This window comes from Paraburkholderia sediminicola, from assembly GCF_046026895.1.
In the GTDB taxonomy this organism is placed as follows: domain Bacteria; phylum Pseudomonadota; class Gammaproteobacteria; order Burkholderiales; family Burkholderiaceae; genus Paraburkholderia; species Paraburkholderia sediminicola_C.
This window is the reverse complement of the sequence record NZ_JAQQEU010000007.1, coordinates 104,734-116,306: the sequence shown is the minus strand read 5'-3', so window position 1 is coordinate 116,306 and position 11,573 is coordinate 104,734. Positions and strand designations below refer to the sequence as shown.

The following is an 11,573-nucleotide window of genomic DNA, read 5'->3' as shown; positions in this document are numbered from 1 at the left end:
CAGTATCCTCAAACAACGGCCATTTGCGTCGCGTGTATATGTCGCTATTTAACGTGACGAAGCCGTTTTTCTCGGCGATCGCCAGGCTGGTGAACACCCCCCAGTCGCGCGACTGCCACACTGCTCTTGCCGTCATGCAAAAAAGCCCGTTCGCAGCATGTCCACTGGAACGGGCTCCTCAAATCAACGAATTGCCACGCGAGGCGATGAGTGACCTAGCCCGCCACGCGCAGCTCAAAACCGATCAGAACGGCATCGCCCCTTTGGCGCCGCTCGGCTCGTCGGCATTCGCGTTGCCGATTTGCCGGTTATCGCCGCCGTGACCATGACCCGAATCGAAATTGAACATGTCGAACAGATCGCCAAGCGCCGGCGCATTGACAGGCACGTACGGGTTCTTGTTCCGCTGGACCGGGTTCGGCAGGTTGTCGCGGCTGCGGTCAGTGATCGGCGGCAGCCCCCAGTTGCGTTCGATGAACTTGGCCAGCGATGCGTGGTCGGCATAGCCGTGTGCGACGTGGCCGCCCTGCGAATACGGCGACACCGCGATCATCGGAATGCGTGGGCCATCGCCGAAGAAGTCCACTGGTTGGATATAGCCCGAATCGTAGTAGCCGCCGCCTTCGTCCACCGTAATCAGGATCGCTGTACTGGCCCACAGCTTCGGATTGCTCTGCACTGCATCGACGATCTTATGCACGAAGGCCTCATACAGGCCAAACTTTGACGATGTCGCATGCCCGTCGAGCTTGCCACCCGGCTTGACGAACGACACCGCCGGCAGGTTGCCCGCGCTGATGTCCGCATACAGGTCGGTTGTGTCGGCAAGGTGCGTATCGCGGACCTGCTGGTTCGTCATGATCGACGTCTCGTATAGGAACGGGTTGCAGATGTTGCAGTAGACGCTCGTCGCCGGGTTGCTGACGAACGTGTTCCAGCCTTCTCCGTAGTATTTCCACGGAATGTGACGTTCGAGCAACGTGTCGCCGATCGTGCGTACCGGTGACGGCGGGATTGTGAACGGCGACTTCGTCCTGTCGAGCACCGTACCGTCTCCGTTGTAGCCCGGGTTGTAGTTGTTCAGCAGGTAGTAATGTTGCGGCGCGCAGTTCATCTTCGGATGGTAGGAGAGCGACGCGAGATACTTGCTGATCGGCCCGACACCCGCCTGGCTCGTGTCCGAGCAGTCGCTATAGCTACCGCCCGAATAGCCGTCCTGCGTGTACCAGTTGTTCGTACCCGTCAGCGGGTTCGGATTTTCGATCTGATTCGACGGCGGGACCGTCGCATTGCCGCTGCCGTCGGTGTAGTAGTAGGCATCGGCGGCGCCGACCATGATGCTATTCGCGCCCGTACCGCCCATCACCGGCTGATGATAGTTGTCGCTGATCGTATAGGTGCGTGCGAGCTGGGTGAAATACGGCATGTCGCCCTTGCTCGCGTTGTAGAAGCCCAGCGCGTTTGAACCTTCCTTCGTGGTCTGGTCGCTGAACGCCGCGGGTTGCGCGCTGCCGTTGCTGCCCGCACCGATGGTGGTCTCGACCCACGCGAACAGATCCATCAGGCAGCCGCTCGGATTTTCGCGGGTGGCGTGGGACACGTCGCAGTCGGACTGCTGCCAATTCTGGTAGAAGCGGTGCACCGGACCGCCCATGTACGAGTCATACAGCGATGACTGCTGCGGCGATTGCAGTGGATAAGGGCCACTTTGCAGTGCGTTGTAGTTGGCGACTCGCGCATCCTTTGCGCCTGTTGGTAAGCCGGACGCACCTGTCAGCAGCTGGCCGATGTCGGACGCTTCGAGCGCTCCGCCCTCGGCCTTTGCGGCCGCGTTGTACGTTGCGTATGGAGAACCGGTCGTGTCGCTCGCCGCAGTGGCCGTGCCACCGATGTTCGGCGAAGGCAGCGTGCTGTAGGGGCTCTTGATCGATGGCGCCAGCGCGAACTGCGTCGTTCCCGTCACTGTGGCCTGGTACTGGCGCGCCTTTGCGAAGTTCGGGCCTGGCGAGCCATCCGCGTTAACGATGCCTTGCGACAGGAGGTTTTGTACCGACTGCCCGTTCGCCGGCTTGTAGGTGCCGAATACGTGATCGAACGTGCGGTTTTCCCCGACGATCACAATCACATGTTTGATTGGCGTTTGCGTGGAAGATTCGTTGTCTTGATCTGTTGCCGCGGCGGTGCCGGGAGATGCCGCGAACGCAAGCGCGGCGAATCCAGCGCATGCCGCGAGAACGGCTGGGACTTTTGAAACATAGCGTCGCTCCGACGCTCGCTGCTTTTTCATTTCTGCTCCGTTAGTAAGGTTGGCCATCTTTCACAAACTTACTTACAGAGCATGACTGCGGCGAGACAGTAACGCTTCAATTGCCTTTCTACCCGCGCTGTTGGACGCGAAATTTTTGCGCAACCATGGCACGTGATCAGGTTCGCTAATGCCGCCAATCCCTTCACTGCAGGCTGAGAAGGATTCGACTGTCCAGGCGCGGATCTTATGATCATCTTTGCTGTTTGGGTCAATTCAGTTTTTGCCAAAATGACACTGGCACAGCGAAAAAATCCTTCCCTAAACATCGGTGAGTCAACGCGTCGGACGAAGTAATGGGTCGGTTCATGCGTTTCAGCATGCGTATCGACGCGGGGTTTTAGCCTTTTCTGGGTCTGTGTCTCTATCCGAGCGCGCGAAAGTTGTTTGCGCGAAGCGGGCGAACCGTCGAAAGGCCTAACGTAGATCGGCACTCTTCGGCAGCAGTTGTCCACTTCTTCGTCTGATTTTTCGCTTCGACGCAGCGTGCGAATGTCCGATGCACTTGAAAGCTGCCGTTCACGTCGCGCCAGGTCCAACGACCAAAACAGGTCGGTGGACTAAACCGCTCGCGCGGTAGGGGCTACGGTCTGACGCTGGAGGTCAGGGAGAGGTCGGTCACGCGGCTTTATGTTGGCGAATGAGGCAATCCGCCTCGTTCTCCAGCAGGAGCCAAATCATGACCTCCTTACCGGCAAACGCCAGCCCATTGCGCCAGCGCATGATCGACGACATGCGCATGCGCCAGCTTGCCCCCAGGACGCAGGACATCTATCTGCACATGGTGCGTGAGTTTGAACTGCTCGGATTTCCTGGACAGGTCCCGGAGTTAGTGTTCCACGTTTAGACCGCCTCCGATTTCAGGTTGAAGGCGGAACTGCCGGGCGAATTCGCCCGGCGTCAGCTCGTAGAGCGCCATGTGAGGCCGGCTCTCATTGTAGTCGCGGCGCCATGCTTCGATCTCGCGTCTGGCCTCGGCAAGCGATGCGAACCAGTGCAGGTTCAGACATTCGTCCCTGAACGATCCATTGAACGTCTCGATGAAGCTGTTATCGGTGGGCTTGCCCGGCCGGCTGAAGTCGATCTGCACCCGGTAGTGATACGCCCACATGTCGAGCAGGCGACCTGAGAATTCGCTACCGTTGTCGGCACTGCGGGGCCCCGATGATCGTCGTTGACATCCTCGCGCGCAGCGCCCCGATCCGCGCACCGCCAATGCGTCGGCATCAGACACGAACGCCACGGTTCCCCGATCTGCCTGTCAAACGTTGGCGCTGCGGCAACGCGGCCCAGGGGTGGACGTTTGCCCGGTCGCTTCACGAAGCGATACGGCCGCCCACTACATCATCGCGAATGCACGACCACACCGCTTCGCTACGGCGTCAGCGCCCGTCCGGCACCCCGCCTGACCGTAGCGGATCCGACACCACTGACCATCCCGGCCTATCAATCGCCATAGCCGCGAAGCCTCCAACCGCATTGGGGCACTCCGCGGTTTCCTCCATCGGGTTTATTCGACGCCTGCCGACATGCGCGCAGGCATGCACATTCCTGCGGCCGATGGCAGGCATCGAATAAACCTTAACGGGTGCGGCCTTCCGTGTCGGGCGGCGATCGACCACGAGCCGTCATTCGTCCGACCCTCGCTCGGACGATTTGTGCGTAATTCGCCTCACCGTACTGGTAACCAGGTCTACGTAGAAAAGGTCCCCGTTCTGACCGGCTTTCAAATCCACTGGCCCTCCCTGCAGACCCTTTGCAAACGTCCGAGGGGTGTTATTCGGAGGCTGCGCGGCCACGTCTATTGTCCAGATGCATTTCCGGAGAAGATCGCCAAAGTACAGAGCATTGTTAAACGGGGGAGGATAGGTTGTGCGGGTCTTGTCAGTGAATCCGATGGCGGAGATCACACTACCGTTCTAATCCGGGCCCCCGGCGGACGGCTCGGCGCCGCAGGTCCTTCCTGTGCTGTCCTCGGGTGTTACGTAACTCTGATGCGCATACGCAAAGTACGGTGGAGTGACACCCCCCACGCTCCCGCAATAAGCAGTGCTCTGGTACTCGGTCTGAGGAGCCGGACCGAAGTTGTTATTGGGATCCCATCCTTCGTAGCAAGGCCAGCCAAAGTTCTTCCCGTCGACGCTGATGCGATCGATGGCCTCCCAGGTGTTCCAACCCACATTGCCGACATACAGGTCATCCGTGTCGGGCATACGGGCGAAACGGAAAGGATTGCGCAAGCCGCTTGCGACAACGGCAGCGCTTTGGCTTCTGGTACCTAGGTTCGTTATCCGGAGAATGACCCCGTCGCTGTAAGGCGAAACGCCCTGACTGCGAAACGCCCCCTGCGGCAGATTTGTACCATCGCCACAAGCGTTATCTAACTGCCCGTAATCCACCTGGTTGAAGCTTGCGCCGTCGCCGGCACTAACATATAGAGTTCTGTTATCGGTTCCAAACGCCAAGCCCCCGATACTGTGAGACTGGTAGTAAAAGCACCACGTCTGATTGGTGGACCCGGCGGAGGGAAGGATCTTCGCTTCGCCCGACCGAGTCAAAAGCGAAAGTTGGCCGTGGGTAAGAACGTTTCCGCTACACGCTCCCGTAGCAGGAGGCGTAGTGTAAAGCACGTAGACCTTGCCATCATTCTTAGGATCGACTGCAAGTCCGAGAAGACCACGGTCGCCATCGTTGCAGATTTCACTGCCAAGGTCGGCAAATAACGTGCAGGTAGGGGTCGCCAAATCACATTTCCAAACCTTGCCCCCTTTTTCGGCAACGAAGACCTTGTTCTCATTTCCGTTGAAACTTATCGCGGTCGGCTGATTAAGGCAGCCACTGTACAAAATCTGCTCGGTAAAACCATTTGGGAGGGTCGGTTGCGGGCTGGTGATGGAAGTGGGTTGGCACCTAACCGACTTCCCAACAGCCGCGGCATTGGGTACGACAGCATCCGGGGGAACCGCGTGCGCCGGATCGGTCAAAAACGGTAACGTCAGCAGCAGTGCCAGCGCGGCGATTACGCGGCTTTGGCTTAACCACTTTTGCATATAGCGCGACACTTTATCCTCCCGCACGGATCGAACCGCGAGGCAGCGCCACGCACCACACGTGAATCGTCGGTTTTGACGCCGCAGATGATTCAATGGTGCGCCGTGCTCCCGCGGGCGGCGGACAAAAGACTGTCACCGCTCGCCAGGCAAGTAAGCTGAATGGGAGAATGAGTTGCAGCCGGAACGCGCTCCCCTGGCAAAAACGCTGGATGCCCGAACCGGGTTTGTCCGTTGCGAGGAAACCAACGCTTGCTCCATCACAACGCTTTATTCACCTGGATGCGCGGCAGGGCGACAGATGGGTCGAATTGCGACGGTGGCCATTCCTCTAAGTCCAGCCAGGAGCGGTCATGCTCGAGAGCCGATCGCAGGCGCTCTTGCGACAGGCGAGCGAGCGTGGCCTGGCTCTGCGCTCTCGCGCCTACTGAGACGGGGCACGGCACTCGTTCAACTTCGGCGCGCTTCCGTTAAGTTGCAGGGCAAGGAACCTGGCCGTGCCGGTCGGGGCGCCGACCTTGACCGTCGAGCCCGTGCTGGCGTTGGCGGTCTGGCTGTTGCAGTAGCGGAAATACGAATCGACGCAAGGATAAGGCCCGGCGATCTGGTAGCCGACGGGTGAGCCCGGGGTCTGGGTTACCGGGCACGCGCAGATGATGCCCGCGCTGCCGAGCGGCTTGTCGAACCCGGGGAACGAGCTGCCGTTGCTGCTGGTGAAGCAGATTCCGCCGTCGCATTGCGCGTAGCCGCCGGTGGACCCTGCTGGGCAGGTATAGAGCGCGCGATGGCCGGATGGCGCGACCACGGACTCCGGCAAGCTGAACGTGCTCACCATGTACCCATTGTCGACGCCGTTGGCATTTATCGAGCAGACGTCCTGGCCGTCTACCCGCAGCGGCAAGCTGATGCTGTCCCCCTCTTTGAAGTCGCATTGGCAGTAGGCCACTTGGTTCAGCACCGTACAGCTGGCGGTCGCGCAAAGCGCGTACGTCTGCCCCTTGCCGATCTTGAAGAATCCGGAGGGAGTTGCGCCGGTGGGGATCGCAGGCGCAGCGATGCTCGCGGAAGGCGAGGGCGCGACCGCGTTCCCCCCGCAGCCGGTCAACGCGTTGAGCGCCACGCCCAACATCGTCGCCAAGACCGGAAAGCTCACGAGCGTGAGCGCCATGGTTCGCTCCTGCGACCCGAAGCAGTGGTGTGGACAAGTATGCCCGGATTATCCGTATCGCGTCGACAACGGTGTCCGCCCAGCGTGGGCAACATCCGAGATTGCCAAGACCAGAGTGGGAGGGGCGCTTACTTCATGCCAGTTTGCAGGCGTGGCATAGTTTCTCGGACGAGGTGGGGCCGACCGCGCCGGGCCGGATACGGGCCATGAAGCGTCATTCGCTGGCACCATCGCACAGACATCGACCGCCGCCATGAGATGTTTAACCGCCATTCCACACATCCGAATCGGCTAGCTCGCCAACGTATATTTTGGGAGCGACCGAGCCCGTCGCGTGGCGCACGCGTCTCTAGTCTGTCGGCCTAAGGTCTCATTGACCGGCCTGAACTCCGGGGGTCATATTGTATTGAGAGGGTTCACCCTGTCCGCAGATCGTGCATCGCGGAAAAAGCAGAGGTTTGGAAGTCCCGGCGGAGGTGGTCTGAACACCGACGGGTCATCAAGCCGACGACCGACGAGGCCGTGAGGCAGTGATAGCAATGCGCGCGCCCGGCCGGAAAGCCCCCTCTGCCCGCCGGCTGGCGAACCGCGGATGTCTTGGGCGTCCGCTGCAATATGCATCGCAGGGAGAAAGCAGGCATGGACTGGAATCGCTGGTACAGCTTGAAGAGCTACCTCAGATCTTCGCTGTGGACTGTGCCGCTCATCGCAGTCGCGATCTATGCCGTGGTGAAGCCTGTGACCGAAATGGTGGGCAGGTGGATGATCAGGCAGGGAACCCTTGATCCGAAAACCGGCTTTCTTGGGCTGTCCATGACTGGGGCGCGGTCGTTGCTCGGCGACATCGTTTCCGCAGACATGGCGTTTCTGGTATTTACGTTCGGTTCACTGCTCGTCGCAATCCAGATCGCAGGCGGGCAATACACCCCGCGGATCATCGCGACGACACTGCTGCGCGATAACATCATCCGTGGCATCTCGGGACTATTCGTTTTCACCCTGCTGTTCGCCGACAGAACGCAGAGCTGGATGGGTGAGAATGAGGTACACCAGCTTCAGGTGTTCATCACAGCGCTATTCGGATTCGCCTCCGTCGTTGCTTTCCTTTTCCTCATTGACTACGCCGCGAAATTTTTGCGTCCCGTCAGCCTCGTGGCTCGCGTTGGGGAGCAGGGGATCGCGGTCATCGAGGACGTTTATCCCGCGCCGGCTACGGGTGTAGCAACCCCGACGGAACGCGGCAGAAAGCGAGGCGCACCTGATCGCATTATTCGTCAGCGCGGCAAATCCCGCATTGTTCTGGCCGTGAATCTGGAAAGGCTGGTGGCCAAGGCGCGGCGTGCCGACATCGTCATCGAATTCGTGCCGCAAGTCGGTGATTTCGTCGCGGTGGACGAACCGTTGTTTTATTTGTATGGGAACTCCGCCGCAATCGACGACAGCAGGCTGCGCACGCTTGTCGCCTTCGGAACGGAGCGCACGATGGAGCAGGACCCCATGTTCGCGTTTCGCATCCTGGTGGATATTGCGCTGAAAGCGCTGTCGGCAGCGATCAACGATCCCACCACAGCGGTGCTGGCGATCGACCAGTTGCACCGGCTATTGCGCCTGGTGGGCAAACGGTCTTTGCACATCGAAGAGAGGGTGGACGGGTCGGGACGGGTGCGCGTGATCTTGCGCACGCCCAAGTGGGAAAACTTCGTGCACATCAGTTTCCGCGAGATACGACAGTGCGGCGCGGGCAGCATTCAAATCGCGGGGCGTCTGCGCGCGGCGATAGAGAACCTCATCCAAAGCCTGCCGGAGCATCGTCATGAAGCATTGCGCATCGAGTTGATACTGCTCGATCGCGCGATCGCCTCGGAGCATCCGTTTCCGGAGGACCTGGCGTTGGCCCGCATCCCTGACTCGCAAGGGCTTGGAGGTTCGGCGGCCGCGACGGCGAACAACTAGCCCTTTCGGAGGCAAGCCATGCGCAAACTCATCATGGGCATCGTCGAATTCCGCGAGAAGATGCTGCCGCAATACGCGAAGCAGTTCAGCAAACTGGCACTTTCGCAGGCGCCTGACGCGCTCTTCATCACGTGCTCGGACAGCCGGGTTGTACCCGACCTGCTTGCCTCGACCCATCCGGGCGATCTGTTCACGATGCGCAACGTCGGCAACCTGATACCGCCGGCGACCGCAGAGGGCGTTTCCACCGGGGACCTCTCCGAGGCGAGCGCGATCGAGTACGCAGTGCTGATGTTGAAGGTCGCGAATATTGTTGTATGCGGGCATTCCGAATGTGGTGCGATGAAGGCCGTGTCGACACGCAACGCCAGGCTGAAAACGCCGAACCTCGATAAATGGCTGTGCCACGCCAACAACGCAGCGTTTCGCCTCGAAAACGAAGGTCCACTCGATGACAGGCTGAAACCGCACGATCAGTTGTCGCAACTGAACGTACTTGTGCAACTCGAGCATCTCATGACTTACCCGATCGTGCGCCAGCAGGTCACTGCCGGGGCGCTGGTGCTGAGCGGCTGGTGGTTCGACATCGCGACCGGCGACATGTATGCCTACCTGCGCACGAGCCGCTCATTCGAAATCATCGACCGGGCGATGGCTGATCGGATCATTGCGCGTCTTGCCGCACGGGCGCGATGAAGGTGAGCGCTTCAGGCGCAGGCATCCGAACAGCTAGCCTCTTCAACGGCTGCCGTAGGTCTGCGCCGAAATCCATCGGCTCGTTCAGCGATACAATTGGGCGGGCTTTGATGCTGCCCACTCCGGGTGCTGCGAACGGTAGAACGGTGGTTACGCGCCAGGCCGGCTGTGTGGAACCGTTGTGCCGGCCGGGAATGTCGGTCTCGTGGAAGTTAAACGAAACGACCTGACTGACAGGAGTGAGTCATGTGCGTTCGGTACGCTGTGCGGCAGCCTCCAGTCGCGCGGACAAATGGCGAGGTCGCTTGACAATGCCCGCGCTGCAGGCACGTCGGTCCTGTCGCGCATCATGGGCGTGCGCCGCGCTGGTCTTCACCGTGCTGCCTTGCCTGTCGGATGCGCAGACCGCGCCGGGTCAATTGACGAACAATACGGTGATCGGCGGCAACGTCAAGCAGCATGCCAACGCCGTGCTCGCGATCATGACCTACACGACAGTCCCCGACGTGACGACCAGTAACCTGTCGGTCAATAGCGGCACCACCGGCAATCCCAGTTTCGGTCAGACCCAGTTTGGCGGCGGCTTCACCCTCAGTAAATCCTTCCCTTTGTACCTGGAGGGCACGCTCGCCTACAGCCGTTACGATCCGATCTTTATCGCTACGGATGGCGCCGAGCAGCGTGCGGTCCCCACAAAATGGAACACTTTCAGTGGTACGGTCGGCGTCGGCTGGGACTTCCGGATCACGGATGAACTGGTGTTCCGTCCAATCCTGAACGGTACGATCGGACGTGTCTCGAGCGATCTGAAGGTGGGGCAGACGCTCTTCAATCACGTCACCGACAGCAACCTGCAGTTCCTCGAGAATGGCTCGCTGGACGCGTACGGGTACGGTGGCTCACTCATGCTCGACTATGAGCACTACCGCGAAAACTACGAAATCGATGCCGAATTGCGGGCCACCGACATCTACCTGCGCAGCTTCGGGGGTTCGTCGGAGGCCGTTCAGGGTTCGGCCATGGCGCAGCAAGTGAGCCTGTGGACACGCTGGCGAGCACCTACCGGCTGGCACGCACTGGACCGGCCGGTCCGCTATGTGCTCGAAGCCGCTTATTCACACTATTTTGGCGACAGCGCCGGCGTGCTGGGGTTCAACGACCTGACGTCGTTGGGAGTCGGGCTTGAACTCGATAGCAGCAAGTATCCCATCCTCATCGCCCGCACGCGCGCGATGGTGCGGTACGTATTCGGACACAACGTGCACGGCGTGTCGTTCGGGTTTGCGATGAGTTTCTAGCTCTTGCGGACCGTCGGCCTCCCGATTCCGGTTTGCGCGCAACGCTTCGTCAGCGCTGGCAATGTCGCCACACCCGGTTGTGCGCCTATGCAGGTCGTTCGGTCTCCAACGACACGATAAAACGAGCCCCACCGCAATCCGCTGGATTGGCCTTCTTCTCGAACGCCGAGAACCGCGCATCGGCCTGGTGGTCGACTAAAAAATTCCTATTTCCTGCCGAACATTGATTCACTCTGCCATTAGCGATACCCTTAAATCGTTCGTGGTCGTCGAATGCCAGTCAACCCGGAGACAACCGTTCGTGAAGCGAGCATGGGCTTTCTCCTGCATCCTCATCCTGAGCACGATCCTCGGCGGATGCGGCAAGGATGGATCGCGAAACGCGACTCAGGAATCGGGCGCATCTGCGAGTCAGGCGCCGGATCAGCCTGGGCAGGCCGCGAGCGGCACACCCGCCGCATCGGGCGCGCTGGCCGCCGTCACCAAGGCGCAGTTGCCGGGGGAAGCAGCCGAAACACTGCGTCTGATCAAAGCGGGCGGCCCTTTCCCTTTTGGCGAGGACGGCGTGTTGTTCCGCAACAGCGCGGCATTGCTGCCGCAGCATCCGCGCGGCTATTACCACACATACACCGTTCGCACGCCTGGTTCGGCGGATCGCGGGCAGCGCCGCATCGTCTGTGGTGGGCCGCGCAGGCAGACCAATGACTGCTACTACACCGACGATTACTACGTCAGTTTCAAACGCATTGCAGAATAGCGTGAGCCAATTAAAAAACGCCCCGGGCCTCCCGTAAAGCAGTGTCGCAAAACCCCGCGTGCTAAAGCAGGGCCGTCGGCGCGAGTTCGATTTTTTGTAGTCATCCTAACGGTGTTCTGAAGGTCCGCGACTGCAGTACACGTTTGCCTTGCCCGCAAGCCGACGTCCGCCGCGATGATGTCGAGAGCGACAGGCAAGAGGCTTCCCGCGACCTGTCACGGTTGGCCATCGAACGGCAGATTGCCGTAAGCGGCAGTCGACCCTCGGGCTGAGCGCGATCACACCCGTCGTCCAGGTTGGGTTTGGCGCATCAACCCGCTCGCCCTCGCTGGACGAAGCGCCAGAT

At 60.3% G+C, this 11,573-nt stretch carries 7 protein-coding genes and 2 pseudogenes; 5 read left to right on the top strand and 4 right to left on the bottom strand.

The features are described from left to right. Positions 1 to 244: 244 nt before the first annotated feature. A complete protein-coding gene (locus PQR02_RS07470; RefSeq protein WP_408227732.1) occupies positions 245 to 2,287 on the bottom strand; it encodes an alkaline phosphatase family protein in 2,043 nt (680 codons plus the stop codon). A 697-nt stretch (positions 2,288 to 2,984) separates the two neighbouring features. Here PQR02_RS07470 and PQR02_RS07465 point away from each other — a divergent pair. Further along, positions 2,985 to 3,101 (top strand): annotated as a pseudogene (locus PQR02_RS07465) (integrase); the annotation flags it as partial. A gap of 33 nt (positions 3,102 to 3,134) precedes the next feature. Here PQR02_RS07465 and PQR02_RS07460 read toward each other — a convergent pair. The 3 genes and pseudogenes from PQR02_RS07460 to PQR02_RS07450 form a co-directional block, all read right to left on the bottom strand. Next, positions 3,135 to 3,455: pseudogene (locus PQR02_RS07460) on the bottom strand (integrase core domain-containing protein); the annotation flags it as partial. Between the two features lie 769 nt (positions 3,456 to 4,224). Further along, positions 4,225 to 5,367: a PQQ-dependent sugar dehydrogenase gene (locus PQR02_RS07455; RefSeq protein WP_408227729.1), complete on the bottom strand. Its 1,143-nt coding sequence runs from the start codon at positions 5,365 to 5,367 to the stop codon at positions 4,225 to 4,227. A gap of 412 nt (positions 5,368 to 5,779) precedes the next feature. After that, positions 5,780 to 6,523: a hypothetical protein gene (locus PQR02_RS07450; protein ID WP_408227726.1), complete on the bottom strand. Its 744-nt coding sequence runs from the start codon at positions 6,521 to 6,523 to the stop codon at positions 5,780 to 5,782. A 639-nt stretch (positions 6,524 to 7,162) separates the two neighbouring features. Between PQR02_RS07450 and PQR02_RS07445 the strand changes: the two genes are divergently transcribed. From PQR02_RS07445 to PQR02_RS07430, 4 genes are all read left to right on the top strand, one after another. Beyond that, entirely contained in the window at positions 7,163 to 8,476 is a 1,314-nt protein-coding gene (locus PQR02_RS07445; RefSeq protein WP_408227723.1) for a DUF2254 domain-containing protein, read from the top strand. Between the two features lie 18 nt (positions 8,477 to 8,494). Further along, positions 8,495 to 9,172 (top strand): carbonic anhydrase, encoded by a 678-nt coding sequence (locus tag PQR02_RS07440; protein WP_408227720.1) that lies wholly within the window; start codon positions 8,495 to 8,497, stop codon positions 9,170 to 9,172. Between the two features lie 311 nt (positions 9,173 to 9,483). After that, a complete protein-coding gene (locus PQR02_RS07435; RefSeq protein WP_408227717.1) occupies positions 9,484 to 10,470 on the top strand; it encodes a hypothetical protein in 987 nt (328 codons plus the stop codon). A 301-nt stretch (positions 10,471 to 10,771) separates the two neighbouring features. Further along, positions 10,772 to 11,227, top strand: a complete 456-nt coding sequence (locus PQR02_RS07430) for a ribonuclease (protein ID WP_408227714.1) — start codon at positions 10,772 to 10,774, stop codon at positions 11,225 to 11,227. The last annotated feature ends 346 nt before the right edge of the window (positions 11,228 to 11,573 follow it).

Excerpts from the sequence above, each read along its gene's own strand:
- PQR02_RS07450 (WP_408227726.1), bottom strand. The coding sequence starts at position 6,523 with ATGGCGCTCACGCTCGTGAGCTTTCCGGTCTTGGCGACGATGTTGGGC.
- PQR02_RS07445 (WP_408227723.1), top strand. The coding sequence starts at position 7,163 with ATGGACTGGAATCGCTGGTACAGCTTGAAGAGCTACCTCAGATCTTCG.
- PQR02_RS07440 (WP_408227720.1), top strand. The coding sequence starts at position 8,495 with ATGCGCAAACTCATCATGGGCATCGTCGAATTCCGCGAGAAGATGCTG.
- PQR02_RS07470 (WP_408227732.1), bottom strand. The coding sequence starts at position 2,287 with ATGAAAAAGCAGCGAGCGTCGGAGCGACGCTATGTTTCAAAAGTCCCA.
- PQR02_RS07435 (WP_408227717.1), top strand. The coding sequence starts at position 9,484 with ATGCCCGCGCTGCAGGCACGTCGGTCCTGTCGCGCATCATGGGCGTGC.